General features: G+C 67.0%; 19 protein-coding genes. 6 read left to right on the top strand and 13 right to left on the bottom strand.

Annotation, left to right across the window (positions count from 1 at the left end):
* Nucleotides 1-56 precede the first annotated feature (56 nt).
* Nucleotides 57-1034, top strand: a complete 978-nt coding sequence (locus BM197_RS07960) for an NAD-dependent epimerase/dehydratase family protein (protein WP_090710412.1) — start codon at nucleotides 57-59, stop codon at nucleotides 1032-1034.
* A 115-nt stretch (nucleotides 1035-1149) separates the two neighbouring features.
* On the opposite strand, the gene BM197_RS07965 is transcribed toward BM197_RS07960, so the two are convergent.
* From BM197_RS07965 to BM197_RS07980, 4 genes are all read right to left on the bottom strand, one after another.
* Complete coding sequence (locus BM197_RS07965; protein ID WP_090710414.1) at nucleotides 1150-2238, bottom strand: threonine aldolase family protein; 1089 nt, start codon at nucleotides 2236-2238, stop codon at nucleotides 1150-1152.
* Nucleotides 2239-2313: 75 nt separating this feature from the next.
* A complete protein-coding gene (locus tag BM197_RS07970; RefSeq protein ID WP_090710416.1) occupies nucleotides 2314-2850 on the bottom strand; it encodes an SRPBCC domain-containing protein in 537 nt (178 codons plus the stop codon).
* A gap of 63 nt (nucleotides 2851-2913) precedes the next feature.
* The gene (locus BM197_RS07975) at nucleotides 2914-4020 is read right to left on the bottom strand and encodes an ABC transporter permease (RefSeq protein WP_090710417.1); all 1107 of its coding nucleotides are present in this window, start codon (nucleotides 4018-4020) and stop codon (nucleotides 2914-2916) included.
* Entirely contained in the window at nucleotides 4017-4901 is an 885-nt protein-coding gene (locus BM197_RS07980) for an ABC transporter ATP-binding protein (RefSeq protein ID WP_090710419.1), read from the bottom strand. The genes BM197_RS07975 and BM197_RS07980 overlap by 4 nt, the downstream gene beginning before the upstream one ends.
* A 126-nt stretch (nucleotides 4902-5027) precedes the next feature.
* On the opposite strand from BM197_RS07980, the gene BM197_RS07985 reads away from it, so the two are divergent.
* Nucleotides 5028-6242 (top strand): MFS transporter, encoded by a 1215-nt coding sequence (locus tag BM197_RS07985; protein WP_245762459.1) that lies wholly within the window; start codon nucleotides 5028-5030, stop codon nucleotides 6240-6242.
* Nucleotides 6243-6355: 113 nt separating this feature from the next.
* Here BM197_RS07985 and BM197_RS07990 read toward each other — a convergent pair whose 3' ends face one another.
* The 4 genes from BM197_RS07990 to BM197_RS08005 form a co-directional block, all read right to left on the bottom strand.
* Complete coding sequence (locus tag BM197_RS07990; RefSeq protein ID WP_090710421.1) at nucleotides 6356-7018, bottom strand: response regulator; 663 nt, start codon at nucleotides 7016-7018, stop codon at nucleotides 6356-6358.
* On the bottom strand, nucleotides 7015-8376 hold the full coding sequence (locus tag BM197_RS07995) for a sensor histidine kinase (protein WP_245762460.1): 1362 nt from the start codon (nucleotides 8374-8376) through the stop codon (nucleotides 7015-7017). The genes BM197_RS07990 and BM197_RS07995 overlap by 4 nt, the downstream gene beginning before the upstream one ends.
* Before the next feature lie 58 nt (nucleotides 8377-8434).
* Nucleotides 8435-9097: an SDR family oxidoreductase gene (locus tag BM197_RS08000; RefSeq protein ID WP_090710749.1), complete on the bottom strand. Its 663-nt coding sequence runs from the start codon at nucleotides 9095-9097 to the stop codon at nucleotides 8435-8437.
* A gap of 287 nt (nucleotides 9098-9384) precedes the next feature.
* On the bottom strand, nucleotides 9385-10821 hold the full coding sequence (locus BM197_RS08005; RefSeq protein WP_090710423.1) for a DUF6421 family protein: 1437 nt from the start codon (nucleotides 10819-10821) through the stop codon (nucleotides 9385-9387).
* Between the two features lie 210 nt (nucleotides 10822-11031).
* Between BM197_RS08005 and BM197_RS08010 the strand changes: the two genes are divergently transcribed.
* Nucleotides 11032-11769 carry a DNA alkylation repair protein gene (locus BM197_RS08010; protein WP_090710425.1) on the top strand — a complete coding sequence of 246 codons (738 nt, stop codon included), beginning with the start codon at nucleotides 11032-11034 and terminating at the stop codon, nucleotides 11767-11769.
* 103 nt (nucleotides 11770-11872) lie between these two features.
* On the opposite strand, the gene BM197_RS08015 is transcribed toward BM197_RS08010, so the two are convergent.
* From BM197_RS08015 to BM197_RS08030, 4 genes are all read right to left on the bottom strand, one after another.
* Nucleotides 11873-12967, bottom strand: a complete 1095-nt coding sequence (locus tag BM197_RS08015; RefSeq protein WP_090710426.1) for a Glu/Leu/Phe/Val dehydrogenase family protein — start codon at nucleotides 12965-12967, stop codon at nucleotides 11873-11875.
* 238 nt (nucleotides 12968-13205) lie between these two features.
* Complete coding sequence (locus BM197_RS08020; protein ID WP_090710428.1) at nucleotides 13206-14129, bottom strand: ABC transporter permease; 924 nt, start codon at nucleotides 14127-14129, stop codon at nucleotides 13206-13208.
* A gap of 59 nt (nucleotides 14130-14188) precedes the next feature.
* On the bottom strand, nucleotides 14189-15232 hold the full coding sequence (locus BM197_RS08025; RefSeq protein ID WP_177216774.1) for an aliphatic sulfonate ABC transporter substrate-binding protein: 1044 nt from the start codon (nucleotides 15230-15232) through the stop codon (nucleotides 14189-14191).
* A 54-nt stretch (nucleotides 15233-15286) separates the two neighbouring features.
* The gene (locus BM197_RS08030; protein WP_090710429.1) at nucleotides 15287-16171 is read right to left on the bottom strand and encodes an ABC transporter ATP-binding protein; all 885 of its coding nucleotides are present in this window, start codon (nucleotides 16169-16171) and stop codon (nucleotides 15287-15289) included.
* A gap of 131 nt (nucleotides 16172-16302) precedes the next feature.
* On the opposite strand from BM197_RS08030, the gene BM197_RS08035 reads away from it, so the two are divergent.
* Nucleotides 16303-17319, top strand: coding sequence for a magnesium and cobalt transport protein CorA (locus BM197_RS08035; RefSeq protein WP_090710431.1), 1017 nt, complete (start codon nucleotides 16303-16305; stop codon nucleotides 17317-17319).
* Complete coding sequence (locus tag BM197_RS08040) at nucleotides 17310-18701, top strand: cryptochrome/photolyase family protein (RefSeq protein ID WP_090710433.1); 1392 nt, start codon at nucleotides 17310-17312, stop codon at nucleotides 18699-18701. Before BM197_RS08035 ends, BM197_RS08040 begins: the two co-directional genes overlap by 10 nt.
* Here the strand turns inward: BM197_RS08040 and BM197_RS08045 are convergent.
* Nucleotides 18698-19516: an alpha/beta fold hydrolase gene (locus BM197_RS08045; protein ID WP_177216775.1), complete on the bottom strand. Its 819-nt coding sequence runs from the start codon at nucleotides 19514-19516 to the stop codon at nucleotides 18698-18700. The two genes, BM197_RS08040 and BM197_RS08045, sit on opposite strands and share 4 nt — an antisense overlap.
* A gap of 88 nt (nucleotides 19517-19604) precedes the next feature.
* On the opposite strand from BM197_RS08045, the gene BM197_RS08050 reads away from it, so the two are divergent.
* Nucleotides 19605-20525 carry an AEC family transporter gene (locus tag BM197_RS08050; protein ID WP_090710436.1) on the top strand — a complete coding sequence of 307 codons (921 nt, stop codon included), beginning with the start codon at nucleotides 19605-19607 and terminating at the stop codon, nucleotides 20523-20525.
* The last annotated feature ends 114 nt before the right edge of the window (nucleotides 20526-20639 follow it).

Here is a 20639-nt window from a genome sequence, read left to right on the forward strand (position 1 = left end):
CGGGTGTGCGTCGCGGCGGACCCGGCATCCCGGGCAACTCGCGAGAGAATGGAGCAATGAGTGCGAAAAGCGTCCTGTTTCTCGGCGGTACCGGCGTCATCAGCACGGCTGCGGTGGCGCTCGCCGCCGAACGCGGCTGGAACGTCACCGTTGTCAACCGCGGCCGGTCTGAGGCGCGTCCCGTTCCTGAGGGGATCGAAACGCTTGAAGCCGACATCCGGGATCTGGATGCCCTGAACGCGGCTATCGGGGACCGTTCATTCGATGTCGTCGCCGACTTCCTGAGCTTCACCCCCGACCAGCTGCACCTCGACACCTTCCGTGACCGCACCGGCCAGTACGTGTACATCAGCTCGGCATCCGCGTACCAGACACCGCCATCGCGGCTGCCCGTCACCGAGTCGACTCCGCTCTACAACCCGTTCTGGGAGTATTCGCGCAACAAGATCGCCTGCGAGGACGTCCTCGTCGCCGAGTACCGTGCGACCGGGTACCCGGTCACCATCGTGCGCCCCTCGCATACCTACGACCGCACCATGCTGCCGACCCTCGGCGGCTGGACGGACATCGACCGGATGCGACGCGGCGCGCCGGTCGTCGTGCACGGCGACGGAAGTTCGCTCTGGACCCTGACGCACACCCGCGATTTCGCCGTCGGTTTCGTCGGACTGTTCGGGCACCCGGCCGCCCTGGGCGACTCGTTCCACATCACCGGGGACGAAGCGCCGACCTGGGATGCGATCTACCGAGCCCTCGGCGCTGCGGCGGGTACCGAACCGGTGCTCGCCCACGTGACGAGCGACGCGATCGCTGCGGCGTCTCCGGAGCTTGGGTCCGGCCTGCTCGGCGACAAGAGCCACTCGATGGTCTTCGACAACAGCAAGCTCAAGGCGCTCGTGCCGGAGTTCGGCCAACGCACGCTCTTCACTGAGGGCGCGCAGGAGATTGTCGACTGGTACGACGCCGATGCGGCGCGCCGTGTCGTCGATCCGGAGTTGGATGCCCTCTTCGACCGGCTGACGGGCGCTCTCTGATCGATTGCTACGGGGTGGGACTCACCCGCGGATGCCGGACCCGGTGCGTCGCCAGGACCAACACCACCGCAAGCGCGACACCCACCACCGTCTCGAACCTGCGGTCGACGAGCGATCAGGCGGCGAGTTCGGAGCGGATCCCGGCGACGAACGCGTCGATGTCGGCCTCGGTCGTGTCGAAGGATGCCATCCAGCGGACCTCGCCCTTCGAGGCATCCCAGTCGTAGAAGTGGAACGTCTCGCGCAGCCGGTTCGCGGCATCCGTCGGAAGAACGGCGAACACCGCATTGGACTGGGTGGGCTGGCTGAAGCTCAGGCCGGTCACGGCCCCGGATGTGACGAGTTCCTCCAGCGACGTCCGCAGCCGCCTGGCCATCGCGTTGGCGTGTGCTGCGGAGCGGAGCCACAGGTCACCGTCGAGCAGGGCGATCAGCTGCGCCGACACGAAGCGGAGTTTCGAGGCGAGTTGCATGTTGAGTTTGCGGAGGAAGATGAGGCCGTCGGATGCCGCCGGGTTGAGCACGACGACTGCCTCACCGAACAGCAGCCCGTTCTTGGTGCCGCCGAAGGAGAGCACGTCGACGCCCGCGTCGGTGGTGAAGTCCCGGAACGGGACCCCGAGCGCGGCAGCCGCGTTCGAGAGCCGGGCGCCGTCCATGTGCAGTTTCATTCCGTGGGCGTGAGCGTGGTCGGCGATCGCCCGGACCTCGTCGACGGTGTAGAGCGTGCCGAGCTCCGTCGACTGGGTGATCGACACGACGAGCGGCTGGGCGCGGTGCTCGTCTCCCCAGCCCCACGCTTCACGGTCGATCAACTCAGGTGTGAGCTTGCCGTCCGGTGCATCCACGGTGAGCAGCTTCATACCGCCGACACGCTCGGGCGCGCCGTTCTCGTCGACGTTGATGTGGGCCGTGGATGCCGCGATGACAGCGCCCCAACGCGGCAGCATCGACTGCAGCCCGATGACGTTGGCCCCGGTTCCGTTGAAGACGGGGAACACCTGCACGCCCTCGCCGAAGTGGCGGGCGAACACATCCTGAAGCCTCGCGGTGTAGACGTCGGCGCCGTACGACACCTGGTGCCCGCCGTTCGCCGCACCGATCGCCTCGAGTACTTCCGGGTGCACCCCGGCGTAGTTGTCGCTCGCGAAACCACGGGAGTTGGGGTCATGCAGGATTTCAGTCACCCCCTTAGTTTTGCGCATCCACCCATGCAGCGCCGAACCGGAATTCTCTGGCGCCGGTGGGTTCGCGCGGAATCCGGGCGTGGGACGGCGCTCTCAGCCGCCGAACAGCTCCTCGTACTTCTCCTGCAGTTCGCTCCAGCCGTACAGTTTGGCGTCCTCGCCGACCATCCGGGGCACGTCGAGTCCGCTGGCGACGCCGTCCAGCGCGGTGAGGCACAGGTGCCAGCCTGCGGCGTAGCTGGAGGCGTTGGCCCGGTCGTCGAAAGTGTGGCTCAGCCGGACGACCGTTGCGGATGCGGTCGGCGCCAACTCGATGTCGATCGCGTCGCCGCCCCAGGCGAGCGACAGCATCCGTTGCGGGGCGACCGTCACCACGGTGCCGATGGACTCGTCCGTTTCGTCGTCTGAGCCCTCCTTGCCGGCCTCGGGCAGCGAGACGAATCCGGTCTCGGTCAGGTCCCGGTCCGGGTCGAACGGCGCCCACCGGCTGACCTGCTCCCGTTGAGTGAGCGCCGCCCAGATGTTCTGCGGGGTGTTGGGCATGGTGCGTTCGAGGATGAGGAGCCACCGCGAACCGAGGTTGCTCAGTTGTGCCCCGATCGGATGCTGCGGGGGTTGCGATGCCGACATGGAACGCTCCTTCTGGGTTGGGGTTCCAGTCTGGTCGGGAGCGCGGCAGCCGTCCAGCGCGCCCTACTTATTGAGCGCCTCCCGCCATTTCACGCGAGCTCCCATCTTCAAGAGCGAGTTCTCGTAGATCCGTGAACCCAGCCAGATGCTGGCTGCCGTCGTCACCAAGAGGATCGCGAGGGAGACGAGCGGCTCCCACCACGCGGCCGTTCCCAGGAAGAGGCGCACCGGCATCCCGACCGGGGCGGAGAACGGCACGTACGACATGACCGTCAGCACCGCGGGGTTGTCGTTGAAGAACACGACGGCGAAGTATGGCAGCATCACGAGCATGGTCACCGGGGTGGTGGTCGAACTGATGTCTTCCTGTCGTGACACCATCGACGCGGTCGCCGCGAAGAGCGAGGCGAGCAGCACGAATCCGATGGCGAAGAACACGACGAACCAGACGATCGGCATGCCGAGGCCGGTGAGCAGGTCCGTCTGCCCGAGAATCGTCAACCCAATGATCGATAACGCCGCGGTGACCGCGATCTGGCCGAACGCGAGGATGGAGTTGCCGAGTACCTTTCCGGCGAGAAGCGCCTGCACCGGAATGGCCGACATGAGGATCTCGATTACTCGGGTCTGCTTCTCCTCAACGACGTTCTGCGCGATCGTCGAGCCGAACGTCATCGCCGACATGAAGAAGACGATGCCGAAACCGAGCGAGACGAGATACGTGATGAACGGATTCGGCGCGCTCTCGTCGAGCAGGGTTACCGGGGGAGACACGCTCAGCTGGCTGACCAGCGAAGCGGGCACGTCGGTGTCGGCGAGAATCCCGATGCCGAGCGGCGTTGAGCTGTCCGGCACGATGGCCGCATCGACGGTGCCGTCCCTGACGAGCTCGGTCGCCTCCTCGACGCTCGCGGCCTCGGTCACGTCGAGGCTGGCCGGGTCGCCGATGGACTGCGCGGCGGTGCCGACGACGGCAACCGGTGTCTTGTCGTCGCTGCTGTTCTGTGCGGTGAACCCGCCGATTAGGATCGACGCGAGCACGAGGAGGAGCAGGATGCCTGTGGAGATCAAAAAGACCCTGCTGCGCAGCCGCATGGTGATCTCACGTTCGGCGACGAGCCAGGTGCTCTGGGCGAAGCTCGGGGCAGAAAGCCTGGTCGACGTGCTCATCGGATGACCTCTCTGAAGATCTGGGCGAGTGACGGATGCCGAGGGGCGAACGTGGCGACATCGCCGCGGCCGATGGCGTCCCGGAGGACCGCCTGGGCCGTCGACTCCGAGTCGACGTCGAAGAGGGCGTAGCTGCCGTCGAAGTCGACGACGTGGACACCGGGAACGGAACGCAACCAGCCGGCATCCCCGCTGGAGATGAGCTCGTAACGAAGCGTCGAGTGGCTGGCCCGCAGTGCTTCGCGGGAACCGTTGGCCCGGATCGAGCCGTTGGCGATGATCACCAGGTCGTCGCAGAGCCGTTCGACGATGTCGAGCTGGTGCGAAGAAAACAGCACGGGGGCACCAGCGAGTGCACGGTCCTTGAGCACACCGACCACGACGTCGACGGCGAGGGGGTCGAGGCCGGAGAACGGCTCGTCGAGGATGAGCACCTCGGGGTCGTGGACCAGCGCGGCCGCGATCTGCGCCCGCTGCTGGTTACCGAGCGACAGGCTTTCCACCGTCGATCCGGCACGTTCGCCAAGGCCGAGCTGTTCCAGTAGGTCGCCGGCGTTCCGTTTCGCCGCTGTGGACGACAGGCCGTGCAGGCGGGCGAGGTAGACGAGCTGCTCCTCGACCTTCATTTTCGGGTAGAGCCCGCGTTCCTCGGGCATGTAGCCGAAGCGCCTCCGATCCTCCGGCGTGAGCGCCGCTCCGTCAAGGGCGACGGTCCCGCTGTCGGAGGAGAGCACGCCGAGGATGATGCGCATCGTGGTCGTTTTGCCTGCCCCATTGCCACCGACGAAACCCGTCATCCGGCCGGGCTCGACATCGAAGCTGACATCGGTGAGCACGTGGGCCGTTCCATAGTGTTTGTTGACGTCTCGGATCTCGAGCATGCTGCCTCCTTGTGAACGCTGAACTCAACGCTACGACCGGGCCGGGCCGATGGCATCCGTCTGCAGAAGGGTCTTTTCACGCGACCGGCCTCCGCCGCGCGGGGGAGCCTGGCCTACGCTGAACTGGTGCCTACCGCTCCCCGAATCCGCCGACTGCTCGCCGACCGGCCGCGCCTGTCGCGCCTGCCGCGCGACGTCGTCGTGCTCGGGGTCATCGCCTTCTTCGTGATGGTCGGGTTTGGTGTCGTCGTGCCCGTCCTGCCGGTGTTCGTGCGCAGTTTCGGTGTTGGCTACCTCGAGGTCGGCGCCGTTGTGTCCGCGTTCGCGCTGATGCGCTTCGCGGCCAGCCCGTTCTGCGGGCGGCTGATCGACTGGCTGGGTGAGCGGGCGTTGCTCGCTATCGGTATCGGGATCGTCGCCGTCTCGAGTGCGCTCGTCGGTTTCGCCGGCAGTTACGTCGAGGTGCTTCTCCTCCGTGGCGCAGGCGGGATCGGCTCGGCGATGTTCTCGGTATCGGCGATGACCCTGCTTCTCCGGTCCACACCGGCGTCGTCGCGGGGTCGCTCAGTGAGCTTCTACCACGGCGGTTTCCTTCTCGGCGGGATGGCGGGTCCTGCGATCGGCGGCGTCCTGGCATCCGTGTCGCTGACCGCGCCGTTCTTCTTCTATGCGGGCACGCTCGCCGTCGCCGGCCTCGTCGGCCTCCTCATGCTGCAACGGAAGACCGCAGAGGTCGACGAGGCTGCCGCTGGGCCCGTTGTGGCGTTGCGAACGGTGCTCCGCGATCCGCGATTCCGGTCCGCCTGCCTGGCCAACTTTGCGAACGGCTGGACGTCGCTCGGTGTGCGGAGCGCCCTGATCCCGGTCCTCGTCGTCGACGTGCTTGCCGGGACGGCGGCCTGGACCGGGATCGCGTTCGCGATCGCGGCGGTTGTGCAGACCATCGCGCTCGGGCCGGCAGGACGGTTCGTCGACACGGTCGGGCGTCGGCCGGCGATCCTCGGGGCGTATCTTGTGGCGGCCGGCACGATCCTCGCCATCGCGGTCGCGCCGAACTTCGCGGTGCTCACGGTTCTGCTCTGCGTCTACGGTGTCGCGGCGGCATTCATGGGAACCGCCCCGGCGGCGGCGGTCGGCGACGCCACAGCAGGAGCGCGGGGCGGACGGCCCGTCGCCCTTTTCTCGATGGCGAGCGACCTCGGCGCGATCGCCGGCCCGCTGATCGCCGGCTGGCTCGTCGACGTGGCATCCTTCCCCGCGGCGTTCGGCGTTGCCGCCGTGTTCCTGCTGATCGCGGCGTTGTCGGCGCTGCGGATGCCGCGGGAGCACCTCCGCGACTGACCGATGCGCGAGGTTGTGTTCCTCAGTGCGGAGATCCGGGGTGAAACGGGGCAGTGGGGAGGGTTCCCACGCCGGTCCGGTCGTTTTCTCCGCAGTTCGGAACGTGAGCGGTGCTACGCCCGCGGCACGGCCACCCGGTTCTCGTATGCCCAGACCACAGCTTGGATCCGGTCCCTCAGGCCGAGCTTCTGCAGCACTTTCGACACGTGCGATTTCACCGTCGCCTCGCCGACGTAGAGGCTCGTCGCGATCTCGGCATTCGACATGCCCTGCGCCACGAGCTGCAGAACCTCGGATTCCCGGTCGGTGAGCGACGCAAGGGAGGCGGGCGCTTCGGCGGCGTCGGCGTCCGGCTGGGCGCCGAAACGTTCGATGACCCGACGGGTGACCGCCGGCGACAGCAGGGCGTCACCTGCGGCGACGACCCGCACGGCGTCGATGAGCTGCTCCGGCGTCGAATTCTTCAACAGGAACCCGCTCGCCCCCGCGCGCAACGCCTCGAACAGGTAATCGTCGCGGTCGAACGTGGTGAGGATGAGAACGGCGGATGTGTTCGATTTATCGGCTACGATCCGTCGAGTCGCTTCGAGCCCGTCCATGTCGGGCATCTGGACATCCATGCAGATGACGTCCGGTTCGAGCTCGGCGGCGCGCGCCAGGGCCTCAGCACCGGTTGCCGCCTCCCCGACGACCTTGAGGTCGGGCTGCGATCCGAGGATGATCCGGAACCCGGCGCGCACCATCTCGTGGTCATCGGCCAGGAGCACTCGGGTCATTGGGCTCTCCTTGGGGGAAGGGCGGCGGTCGTTGCACGGTAGTCTATCGGGGTGGCTGCAGTCGGGGTGCCCGCCGGCACCTGAGCACGGACGAGGTACCCACCCCGGGCACGCGGGCCGAGCTCGAGGGTGCCGCCGAGGGCATCCACGCGTTCCCGCATCCCGATCTGGCCGAGGCCGCCCGGTCGCGGCCGGGAGGGGACGGTGCCGGTGTTCGACACTTCCAGTTCGACGGCTCCGTCGAGGTACCGCACGCGCACGTCGGCTGTGGCTCCAGGGCCGGCGTATTTGCGGGCGTTGGTGAGCGCTTCCTGGGCGATGCGGAAGAGGCTGAGCTTGGCCATCCCCGACAGCTCGCCCGGTTCCCCGATGATTTCGAGCGTTGTGGGCATCCCGGATGCCGTCGAATCGGCGACAAGGGCAGACAGGGAATCGAGGCTGAGCGTTGACGCGCTTCTCGAGGCGCTGGCATCCCGATGGCTCTCCGGCTCGCTGTCGCGCAAGGTGTGGAGAAGTCTCTGAAGCTCGTCGATCGCCGAGCGCGCCCCGAGCTCGACGTTGACGAGCGCATCCCTGGCCGCGGCCGGGTCCGAGTCGAGCACCGTGCGAGCGGCCCCGGCTTGCACGCCCATCACCGAGACGTGGTGCGCGACGACGTCGTGGAGCTCGCGGGCGATTCTCACCCGTTCCAGCGCGACGGCCTGGTCAGCGTTGAGCTCCCGTTCGCGCTCGAGCTCGTGGGTGCGGTACTCGAGCAGCGCTTTCTGGCGAGCCGCGGAGTATGACCGGTCGCCGAAATAATAGGCGCCGCCGAAGTAGAGCAGGTTGGTGAGGATCTGGATCATCAGGAACGCCGCAAGCGGTGAGAACGTGCCTACCCGGGAGATGCCCTCCAGCGCGTCAGGGTCCGTAGTCTGCCGAAGCATCGACAGCACGAGCCACAGAAGCATGGCGGCGATGATCAGCACGCGCACGAGCAGCGCCGTGCGGCGGTTGTCGACCCACGCACCGACGGCGTACAGCGCCATGAACAGGGTGATGTTGCAGATCAGCAGCTCGGGCACGTGCAGTTCACCGCCGGCGATGAAGGCTGCGGCGATGATGAGGGCGGCGACCGTGGGCCAGCGGCGTCGCACCGCAAGCGGCAGGGTGATCAGGACCGCCCAGACCAGGCTCAGCCACATCGGCGCCGGCTCGTCGTAGACGCCGGCGACCCGGTACAGCATGAGGCTCAGCAGGGCGCCCACAAACAGGGCGGTCGCGAGGATGGCATCCGCCCGGAGTCCACTTCGCGTCACAGCCGGGCGACGCCAGGTGGGATCGTCCGGGTCGATAGCGGGTGCGATGGGAGAACTCACCCTCCCACGCTACTGAGTCCAGGGTGCGGCGGCATCCGCCCTGCGACGGACTTTCCGATTAGCCCGCTGCGTCGGCCAGGGGTACCCGGTGCAGCGGTCCGGATGCCGCGTTGCTATCCCACAAGGCCGTGACCGCGGTCGCGAGTTGCGGCTCCAGCCCGTCGAGCGAGCGGACAACGAAGATGGTGGCGGATGCTGCCGGCGCCGATTTCGCGAAACCGTTCGCGATCGCCTTCACCCACGTCTCCGCCGCAGCCTTCGCAGCGGCATAGTTGGCTCCGCCCGGCATCGGTTTGTCGAGTGTTGTGGTCGAGACGATCGCGAGCCGGCCGGCATCCGATGCGTGCAGGTCGTCGATGAAGACTCGGGTGGTGTTGCGGAGTGTGGTCAGCACCCGGGCGTGCAGGAAGTCCCAGTCCTCGTCGGTCTGGCCGGCGAGCCCGCCGCCGCCGCGCCACCCGCCGACGAGGTGGATGAGCCCGTCGATCCTGCCGTGCTCGGCGTGGATGCGCTCCGCGAGGGACGCCACCGCCGCCGGGTCGCCGAGGTCGCACACCAGGGTCACTGAGCCCGGGATCTCCTCGCGATACCGCGCGAGTGCCTCTGGGCGGGAGCCAACCGCGACAACGCGCGCTCCGGCATCCACCAGTTGTCGACCGACTGCCCTGCCGCTGGCACTCGTAGCGCCTGCGATGAGGACAAGTCTTCCTGAAACCGACATCATTCGACCATTCTGGTCCACCGTCCGCTGCCGTGTCAGAATGAACCATGGATTCGCGGGAGCATCCAGCGACGGGCACACCGGTGGAAACAGCGGTCGAAGCGCACGACGCCAAACCAGGGCAGTCCCGGCGGGAGTTCCTCACCGCATCCGGGATATGGCGACGCGTATGACGTTATCGTTCAACACGGCAAGGGCCTGTTCGGAGTCACCGACTGACCGCTCCCGAGTCCACGGATACACGGGGGACGGATGCCGACGCATCCGACCTCCGCGGAACGTGCGCGTTACGCCCGATCGGACCCGGTGATCCCTGCCGTCGACTCGATCACGTCGCGCATTTTCTTCGAGAGTGCCTCGTAGAACATGCTCAGCGGGAACTCGTCATCCAACACGAGGTCCGTATACCCCTTCGGCACCCCGGTGAGGACGTCATCCGGCAGCCCGCGCGCCCAGGCCGAGGCCGGGTGCGGCTCGACCGTGCCTGACACGAGGTCATACGCGGCGAGCCAATGTGACACCTTCGGGCGGTCGATCGAGCGCCAGTACAGCTCGTCGATGGCCGTCCCCAGGGCGACGACGACGTCGGGAACCTCCGCCCAGTCGATCGTCAGCGCTGTGTCGGTCCAGTGCAGCACATGGTGCTGGTGCAGCCACGCGAACAGTAGCTGGCCGCCGAGTCCGTCGTAGTTGCGCACCCGGGTGCCGGTGAGTGCGAACCGGAAGATCCGGTCGAAGATCACCGCATACTGCACGAGCTTCGCGTGGGCGAGGATCTCCGTCTGCGCGTCGGTCAGCTCCGCCGGACTCTGCGCCGACAGAGTCCTCTCGAGTTTCACCGACTCCCGGAAGGCGGTGAGGTCACACCGCAACTCCTCAAGGGAGTAGAGGAAGAACGGCATCCGCTGTTTGATCATGAACGGGTCGAACGGCAAGTCACCGCGCATGTGAGTGCGGTCGTGGATGAGGTCCCACATCACGAAAGTTTCCTCGGTGAGCTTCTGGTTCTCGAGGAGAGCCTGGGCGTCTGCCGGCAGCTCGAGCTTGGTGATCTCGGCGGCAGCTTTCACCACCCGGCGGAACCGGGCGGCTTCGCGGTCGGCGAAGATCGCGCCCCACGTGAATGTCGGGATGGCGCGCATCGCGACGGTTTCTGGGAACAGCACGGCAGAGTTGGTGTCGTAGCCGGGGGTGAAATCGAGGAACCGAATCGGCACGAACAATTTGTTCGAGTAGTCCCCGCTCTCCAGCTCGGCGATGAACTCCGGCCAGACCACTTCGATCAGCACCGCTTCGATGAGCCGGTCGGTTGACCCGTTCTGCGTGTACATCGGGAACAGCACCAGGTGAGTACGTCCGTCGGCGCGCTGTTCCTGCGGCTGAAACGCCATCAAAGCGTCGTAGAAGTCCGGCACGCCGAAGTCCTCGGCCGCCCAGCGCTCGATATCGACGACGACCGCGTCGAGGTAGGCGGCATCCCAGGGGAACAGCGGCGCCAGTTCGCGAACGGCGTCGACGATCACCGCGACGAAATCGCGGGCGGCGCCATGGGCATCCGTTTCGGGGATCGAGCCGTCCTTGACCTGTAGCGGGCGGATGCCGACGGCAGCCTTCTTGAGGCGAAGCCAGGCCGGGTGGGTCGCGAGGTTGACGGCGTCATGGGCGTTGGTGTCCTCAAGCACCTCGGGCTCGCCAACGATCACGTGTGCGTGAATTTTGGACATAACAACCCTCCCGGCGTCGGTGCGAATAGTGTGCAATGAGCGTATCCGGCAGGGGTCAGGCGATTCTTTGACTCTTGCGAAGGTTGGCTGCGCAGTTGCGCAGGTCACGCAGCTTAACTGCGTCCTTTCCGCGAGTTGCGACGTGTGCAGGGGTGCGGCACCCCGGGAACCCCCTCAAAGGCAGCAACTCGCGGGGGCTAGAGTGCGGGCATGACGGATGCCATCGCCACCGACGTAAAGGACGCCCTCGCGGCGGTCGCCTCCGCTGAGCGAGCGGCCGGCTCCGCGCGGTTCTTCAAAACCGGGCCGGGGGAGTACGGGGAGGGGGACGTGTTTCTCGGTGTCACCGTGCCGGACACCCGGCGGGTCGTCAAACGGTTCGTTGACCTGCCGCTGGCGGAAATCGACGCACTGCTCGACAGCCCGGTGCACGAGCATCGGCTCGCTGCGCTCCTGATCCTGGTCGCACAGTTCGAGCGTGCATCGGCGTCGCGCACCCGGAACGAGAGCGTACGAAGGGAGCTGGCCGCGTTCTACCTCGCCGCCGTGCGCCACGGGAGCGTCAACAATTGGGACCTCGTCGACTCATCGGCACCGACCCTCCTCGGCGGCTACCTGCTCGACCGGCCCCGTGATGTGCTGTTCGAGTTGGCGTCTAGTGAGGTGCTGTGGCAGCGCCGGGTGGCCGTCCTGGCGACGTTCGGCTTCATCAACGCCAGCGACGCTTCGACCACGCTCGAACTTGCCGAGCGCCTGCTGGATGACCGTGCGGACCTGATGCAGAAGGCCGTCGGCTGGATGCTCCGCGAGGTCGGTAAGCGCGTCGGCCGCGAGGTGCTCACCGGTTTCCTCGACATGCACGCAGCGTCCCTTGGACGCACCGCGCTCAGCTATGCGACCGAGCACCTGCCGGCCGAGGAGCGGGCGCGATACCGGGCGATGCGCTGAGCGTTGTGCCGCGGCCGGCCGCGCGGGTTCACTCGTTTACGACGGGTGCACCCAGCGTGCCGGGTGCATCCGTCCGGAACGGGTGACTTTGTGCGCAGCCGGGCTACGCCGCCGTGAGCGCTGCCCCTTCGAGCCGGTCCATCGCGAGCTTCTCTGCCGCGGCCAGGGTGGTCACTCCCTGCTCTTTCGCTGAACGGTAGACCAGTCGCAGGGTGTCTCCGATGCCATCAACACGGGCGAGGATCGACTCGATGTCAGCACCAGGCTGGGATGCCATGTCGAGGTAGATCACGCCCCCGGCGTTGGCGATGAAGTCGGGTGCCCAGAGGATGCCGCGCTCAGCGAGCTCCTCGGCCCCGTCGTGCTCGGCGAGTTGGTTATTCGCGGCCCCGACGACCGCCGCACAGCGCAACTGCGAGATCACCTCACGGCTGAGGGCACCGCCGACACCGCACGGGATGAACAGGTCCGTCTGGAAAAGGTGCTCGTCGCCGGGTTCGATCCAGCTTGCGCCGATTTCGTGAGCCAGTGCCCGGCGCGCGGGGTTCACGTCGGTGACGATGAGCGACGCTCCGGCATCGGCCAGTTTGCGGGCGAGGCGGCCGCCCACTTGGCCGAGTCCCGAAATGATGGCGCGCCTGCCGCGCACGATCGGGCTCCCGAACACGGTGTCGAGGGTGGCGGTCACCGCGGAGTACACACCGGCGGCGGTGGCATCACTTGGTTCGCCGACTCCGCCGCGGTCGGCAGGGAGTCCGCAGACGTGATCGGTGCGTTCAGCGACGATGGCCATGTCGTTGGCGCTCGTGCCGACATCCTCAGCGGTCTGATAGCTGCCGCCGAGGCGTTCGACCGCGTCACCGAGGTCGAGCATGGCGGCACGCTTGGCGCCGTCATCGAGGGTCGTGCCGCTCGCGACGAACACCACCGACTTCCCGCCGCCGCGCGCGAGCCCAGCTGCGGCATTCTTGAGTGTCATTCCAGCGGAGAGCCGGAGGGAGTCCTCGACGGCTTCGAGCCATGACCCGTAGTGCCAGACCCGGGCGCCACCGAGGGCGGGGCCGAGGCGGGTGGAGTGAACCGCGACGCTGATCGTGAGTCCGGAACGGGCGCCGCGGGTGACCAGGACGGTTTCATGGTCGAGGGTGGGGGAGTGCAGCGCGTCGAGTGACGCGTCCGCGTGGAATGCTGACGTCATTGTCGATATCTCCTTGTGGGTGATGAAGCTGCCCCGGGTGAGGGCGTGTCGGCGCGTGCGCGGGTGGCGCGGTGCAGACATTCTTATCTTCGCGATCGCCGTGTGCTTTGACAAGGGACGGCTGCGGGAGTTCACACAGCCGCCGTGGTCACCCAGTTCGGACGGCATCACTCGGCATGCTGGATGAGGCGGTCCGGCACGCGTGAATCCGTTCCGGAGGAGGACGGATGCCGCCCCACTAGCTCCAGCGTTTGTTGACCCAGCGCTCAAACAGCCCGACGAGCGAATCGGTGAGCTTACCGAGCAGTGCGAGCAGCACGATGGCGAGGAAGATCCGGTCGAGGCGACCGTTGTTCTGCGAGTCGCTCAGCAGGAAGCCCAGGCCCATCGACGCACCCAGTAGCTCAGCTGCCACAAGGAACAGCCAGGCCTGCGCAAGAGCGAGGCGCAGGCCGGAGACCACCGACGGCAGCACGGCAGGCAACTGCACCGTGGTGAAGAGCCGGGCACCGTTCAGGCCGAAGGCACGGCCCGCTTCGACGAGCTGCCGGTCGACGTGCCGCAGTGCGGCGGAGACGGTGGTGTAGACGGGGAAGAAGGCACCGATGGCGATGAGGGTGATCTTCGATTCCTCGCCGTACTTCAACCAGATGATGAGCAGGGGCACCCATGCGAGCGACGGAACCGCCCGAATAGCGCCGAGGCTGGGGGCGAGCAGGATGTCGCCGAGCCGGGACAGCCCGACGATCGCGCCGAACAACAGGCCGAGGATGGCGCCGATGCTGAACCCGATCAGCACGCGCTGGGTGGAGATGGCGGTGAATTGCCCGAGCTGGCCGCGCTGGACCAGGTCGACGGCCGCCTCCCACACCATCGCAGGGGACGGCAGTTGCGAAACGGGTACGAGCTCCAGTGTGGTGACAAGCTGCCAGACGACGAGCGCGATCACCGGAAGAATGGCGCCACCGACGATAACAAACCAGGTGCGGCGGGTGAGCGGCCGGCGGCCGGCGGCGGCCCTGCCGACTGCTTTGTCTGCTGCCTTGTCGGCGGCACGGGAACGAGCAGCCACCTCGGGGCGAGGCTCAACCGCGACGGGAAGGCCGGCCGCGGATGCCTGTCGCACCTGTTCGCTCGTCGTCAGGTTATCGTTGGGGCTCATGCTCGGTCCTCTTACAAATGGGGCGGCGGGGATCCGGTTATCGGATCCCCGCCGGGCGATTAGCCGATCGCGTCAGCGTCGGCCTTCTTCGCGAATGTGTCGATGATGATGGTGTCGAGCGCCTCATCGACCGCATCCTGCGACGTGACGTCGCCGGTCTCGACGAAGATCGGGCCGATGATCTTGAGCACGTCGCGCTGTGCGCTGCCCGGGATCGGGTCGACGTCGAGGTTGGAGCGCTCGGTGATCACCTTGGTGGCGACCTCGGGGTCGAGACCGGCGACATCTCCGAGGATCTTCGCCGTCTCGTCCGGGTTCTCTGCGGCCCAGGCGCGGGCGTGCTCGTACGCGTTCACGACGGTCTGGGCGAGGTCGGGCTTCTCTTCGAGGAAGGACTCGGTCGCGTTGAGGAAGCCGTAGCTGTTGAAGTCGACGTTGCGGTAGATCAGCTTCGCGCCGGCCTGCTCAGCGCCGGCCATGATCGGGTCAAGGCCCGACCAGGCATCGACTGAGCCGTTCTGGAGCGCAGCCCAGCCGTCGGCGTGCTGGAGGTTCTCGATCGTCACGTCGCTCTGGCTGAGCCCGGCCTCTTCGAGTGCCTGCAGCAGGAAGAAGTACGGGTCGGTGCCCTTGGTCGCAGCGATCTTCTTGCCCTTGAGGTCGGCGACATCGGTGATGGACGAGTCCGGGCCGACGACGAGGGCCGACCATTCGGGCTGTGAGTACAGGTCGATGACCTGAATCGGCGAGCCGTTCGCACGGGCGAGCAGTGCTGCGGAGCCCGCGGTCGATCCGACGTCGACGGCGTTCGCGCGGAGGGCCTCGTTGGCCTTGTTCGAGCCGGCCGACTGGATCCAGTTGACGGTGACATCCTGGTCGGCGAGAGCCTCCTCGAGCCAGCCTTTCTCCTTGATGACGAGGGAGAGCGGGTTGTACGTGGCGAAGTCGATGTTCAGTTCGCCACCGGTGGTGACGATCTCGCCAGCGGAGTCGGTGGTGGACTCCGACGACCCTGCGGAGTTCTCACCTGCGACGCAACCGGTCAGGAGAAGGGCGGCAGCGCCGGCGACGAGCGCCGCGGCTGAGAGGCGTTTGCGAATCATGAAAGTCCTTCTGCTGGATGGCTGAATGCTGTTGTGCTGTGGTGCTGGGTGCTTTTAGTACGGGAAGTGCGGAATAGCGGTCGTCGACTCGATGCCCCTGGCCTGACCGTGCCGGTCGATGCCGAGCCCATCGAGGAGACGGGCGCGCAACTCGGCGAGCTCCGCCGAACCACGGTCGCGGGGGCGTGTGCCTGGCACGACGATCTCCTGCGCGATCGTCGACCCGTCTACCCCGTCCTGGCGGCCGAGCAGGATGATCCGGTCGGCGAGCTGGAGGGCCTCGTCGACGTCGTGGGTCACGAGCAGAACGGTTGTCGGGGCGGCGGCGTGAACGTCGAGGAGCAGGTCCTGCATCTTGAGCCGGGTGAGCGCGTCGAGCGCACCGAACGGCTCGTCGAGGAGCAGCACTCCCGGGTTGCGTGCGAGTGCACGAGCGAGGGATGCCCGCTGCGCCATTCCGCCGGAAATCTCTCGCGGTCGGTGGCCGGCGAAGTCGCCGAGGCCGACGAGGTCGATCAGTCGAGCGACCCGGGCGGCGCCATCCGCTTTGGAGGTTCCGCGGGGCAGGCCGAGCGCGACGTTCTCGGTGACGCTGCGCCAGGGCAGGAGGCGGGGCTCCTGGAAGCCGACGGCCGTGCGTGAATCGAAGTCGGTGACGGGGGAGCCGTCGATGAGGACCCGGCCGGCGGAGGCGGCGTCAAGGCCACCCGCGATGCGCAGGAGGGTCGACTTTCCGCAGCCGCTCGTGCCGAGGATCGCCACGACTTCGCCGGGCTTCACCGAGATCGACACGTCGCGGAGGACGGTGCGTGAGGCGCCGCGTTCGCTGGGGAAGGACCGCCCGACCGACGCGAATTCAACCGCGCACGGAGCATCCGCCGGCCGAGACACAGCCGAGGTGCTGCCGGCGGGGGCCGGTGCGGTGCTGGTGGATGGCATACGGAACTTCCGAGGGATGAGAGAGCGGGTTGCTACCACGGTACTGACGCGCTTGCGACGGTGCCCACCGAGCCGAAACACTGTGTAACACTTGCGGGCACAGCACGTGCAGCCAGAAAAGGGAGCAGGTCATGGTCGTCATCGACAATGCGGTGTACGTCCGCGGAGAACGCGTGGCCAGCCCGCCGAGCCTCGACGACACCTACGAGGTGCTGCATGAGAAACACGGAATGGCGTGGATCGGACTGTACCGCCCGGACGAAGCGGAAATGCACTCGGTCGCCGCAGAATTCGGCCTGCACGAGCTCATGATCGAAGACGCCCTCCGCGGTCACCAGCGGCCGAAGATTGAACGGTACGGCGACACCCTCCTCGCCGTGTTCAAAGCCGCCCGCTACGTCGACGCCGACGAACGCGTCGAGTTCGGTGAGGTCCACATCATCCTCGGCCCCGATTTCGCGATCACCGTGCGGCACTCAGAGACGCCCAACATCGGCATCATCCGCAAACGGCTCGAGGGCAATGCCAAGCTGCTTGCGCGGGGACCCGAAGCGGTGCTCTACGCGGTGCTCGACGAGATCGTCGACGGCTACGCCCCCGTCATCGCGGGACTGCAGAACGACATCGATGAGATCGACGACGCCCTGTTCACCGAAGGCAAGGAGTCCTCCAAACGCATCTACGCCCTCAGCCGCGAGGTGATCGAGTTCCAGCGGGCGACGAAACCCCTCGTCGGTATTTTCGACGCGCTCACAGCCGGTTTCGACAAATACGACGTCGACGTCGAACTCCGCCGCCACCTGCGTGACGTCCACGACCACGTCCTCCGGGTGATCGAACGAGCGGATGCCTTCCGTGCGGTCCTCCAGAACGCCCTCACGGTGAACAGCGCCCTCGTCGGGCAGCGGCAGAACGAGGAGACCCGGCGCCTGTCCGAAGCCAGCTATGCGCAGAGTGAGCAGGTGAAGAAGATCTCCAGCTGGGCGGCGATCCTGTTCGCACCGACGCTCATCGGAACGATCTACGGCATGAATTTCCGCCACATGCCCGAGCTCCGCTGGCAGTTCGGCTACCCGTTCGCCGTTCTGCTCATGGTCGGGATGGGCGCCGCGTTGTACCTCGTCTTCAAGAAGAACAAATGGCTGTGACACCGTCCGTCGTCTGGTTTCGCGACGACCTGAGGCTCGACGACAACCCCGCGCTGATGACAGCGGTGCGCCGTGGGGATCCAGTCGTCGCCGTCTACATCCTCGATGAGGAGTCGGCCGGCATCCGCCCGTTCGGCGGGGCCGCGAAATGGTGGCTGCATGAGAGCCTCACGTCGCTTGCGAGCGGGCTGGACGGTCTCGGCGCGCGGCTGGTCCTCCGCCGTGGACCCGCCGAACAGGTTCTGCCCTCGCTCGTCGCGGAGATCGGCGCCAGTGCGGTGTACTGGAACCGGCGTTACGGGGCTGCCGAGCGCGCGGTCGACGCCCGGTTGAAAACCCGGCTACGCGACGAAGGCATCGACGTGGCGAGTTTCGCCGCGTCACTTCTCTACGAGCCGTGGACGATCGCCACCGGTCAGGGTACGCCGTACTCCGTGTTCACCCCGTTCTGGCGGGCCTGCCAGGCGTCGTCGCCGCCACGGGCGCCGCTGGATGCTCCGACCGCGGTCGACGGCTGGGCCGGGCAGGTTGCGTCCGACGACCTCACCGGGTGGGCGCTCCTGCCGACACGGCCGGACTGGGCAGGTGGCCTCCGGGATGCGTGGTCGCCTGGTGAAGCATCCGCCCACCGGCTGCTCGAGGAGTTCCTCACCGAGAAACTCGACAACTACGCCGGCGACCGTGACGTGCCAGCCGAGTCGGCCACGTCAGGGCTGTCCCCGCACCTGCGCTGGGGTGAGATCAGCCCGTACCGCGTTTTGCATGAGACCGACGAGGCGCGGCGCGGTGCCACGGGGCGTACAGCCGAAGGCGCGTCGCGGTTCATCACGGAGCTCGGCTGGCGGGAATTCGCCTCGCACGTGCTCTTCGCCGCCCCTGAGCTCGCCACGGTCAACTGGCGCCGCGAGTTCGACGCGTTCCCGTGGCCTCCGCTCAACGAGGATGCGCTGCACGCGTGGCAACGCGGGCAAACCGGCATCCCGATCGTCGACGCCGGCATGCGGGAGCTGTGGCGCACCGGCGCGATGCACAACCGGGTGCGCATGATCGTCGGCTCGTTTCTCACCAAGAACCTGCTCATCGACTGGCGGCTCGGTGAGCAGTGGTTCTGGGACACCCTCGTCGACGCCGACGCGTCGAGCAACGCGTTCAACTGGCAGTGGATCGCCGGATCGGGGGCGGACGCCGCGCCCTATTTTCGCGTCTTCAACCCGGAGCTTCAGGCGAAGAAGTTCGACCCGCACGGCGAGTACATCCGGCAGAACGTTCCCGAATGGAAAACCGACGGCTACCCGGAGCCGATCGTCGACCTGGCTGCGAGCCGGCGGGCGGCGCTCGCGGCGTATGACGTGGTCACCCGCTCGAAGCGGGCATCCGACTAGAGCTTGTGTTCAGCCAGCCACGGCGAGAGCACGGCAAGGAACTGGTCGGGATGCTCCACGCTCGGCAGGTGGGCGGTATTCGGGAAGACGTGCCGGTCGGCGCCGGGGATCGTTGCGGCCAGGAACTCGAACTGCACGAGTGCCGGTGTGATGTCGAACTCGCCGACGGTGACTAACGATGGAACCTCCAGGTCCACCACCCGGTCGTATGCGGGCGGTTCCAGTTCGTCGGCAGGGGTGTCCACTTCCGGCTGGTGACGGAGGTTCGCCCGGCCGAGCTCGTACGCGGTCCGCACGAAATCCGGGTTCAGGTCTTCTTCCTTCCGCAACGGACCGATCGCCCAGAGTCGCGTCTCGAGGTCGACCATCCGGGGGAAGTCCCGGTCCTCCCAGGCTTCGTCGAGTTCGGTGATGAGTGCTTCCTCCTCGTCGGTGAGTTCCACCTCAGGAAACCCGCTGGGGCCCGAACCGATGGTCACAAGTCCGGCGACGCGATCCGGCGACTCAACGGCGATGTCGAGGGCGATCCGTCCGCCGCGCGACGCCCCGACGAAAGTGGCGCGGGTGATGCCCAGGTGGTCGAGGATGGCGCGGGCGTCATCACGGTTCGAGAACCCGGATGCCTCGCAATCGGTTTGACCGAAACCACGGCAGTCGTAGCGGATGACGTAGTGGTCAGCGGCGAGGGTTTCGACGAGCGGATCCCACATTCGCGAGGTCGCGATGCCGGCGTGGAGAAGCAGAAGCGGTTCGCCTGAGGCGGGGCCTGCTGTCTCGTAGAAAAGCCGGGCTCCCGGCACGTCGACGTGGGGCATTCTTCGAGGGTAGCGACCGAGGCGTGACACAGCTAGAGCACGGAGCCAACTGGCATGAGCGCGTCCCGCGCCGTGAAAGGATGAACGGGTGTCTGGCGTCCTCACGGGTTTCGGCGTCATCGGCGCCATCATTGCCATCGGCTATATCGTCGGGCGCTCCGGCCTCCTCGGGCAGCACGCGCAACCGGTGATCGCCCGAACCGTCTTTTTCGTGCTCTCGCCGTTTCTGCTCTTCACCGTGCTCGCCGACGCCGAGGTCGAACGGTTGTTCTCGCCGCTTCTCGTGGTTTCGCTGCTGGCCGCGGTCGCGGCATTCGCCATGTTCCTCGTGGTCGCCGCGGTGTTCTGGCGCCGGAAGCTCCCCGAAGCCACCATCGGGGCTTTGTCCTCCGGCTATGTGAACGCCAACAACATCGGCATCCCCGTGTCGGTATACGTCCTCGGTGATGCCGCATACTCGGCACCCGTCGTGCTCCTCCAGTTGCTCGTGTTCGCCCCGATCGCGCTCACCCTCCTTGACATCGGAACCGGCGGGAAGACATCCGTCGGTCGCATCCTCCGCCAGCCGTTCCGGAACCCGATCATCATCGGATCGCTACTGGGTCTCGTGGTTTCGGTCACGGGTATCCACATCCCCGCGCCGGTGATGGAACCGTTCCGGCTGATCGGGGCGGCCGCCGTGCCGATGATGCTGATCAGTTACGGGATGTCGCTACACGGCACGCGGATCCTCGAACCGGGCGGCAGCAGGCGCGATGTCGTCCTCGCGACGGCGGTCAAGCTCGCGTTCATGCCCGTCGCGGCCTGGCTGATCGGCAAGTTCGGGTTCGGCATCACCGGCACCGAGCTCTTCGCCATCGTGGTGCTCGCCGGACTTCCAACCGCCCAGAACGTCTTCAACTACGCCCAACGGTACGACCGCGGCGTGCTGCTCGCGCGCGACACGGTCCTGCTGACGACGGTCGGGTCGGTGGGTGTGCTGCTCGTCGCTTCGTTGCTGTTGCACTGAGCGGATCTCGATCTGCGGACTCGCTGCGCTTGGTTCCTGAGCAAGGCCGCCCGCGGCCGCGTCGAAGGGCGGTCGCTACTCGATCAGCGGATGCGGGCGCAACACCGCCACTCT

Origin of the sequence: Mycetocola miduiensis (assembly GCF_900115155.1) — a bacterium.
Lineage (GTDB): Bacteria > Actinomycetota > Actinomycetes > Actinomycetales > Microbacteriaceae > Mycetocola_A > Mycetocola_A miduiensis.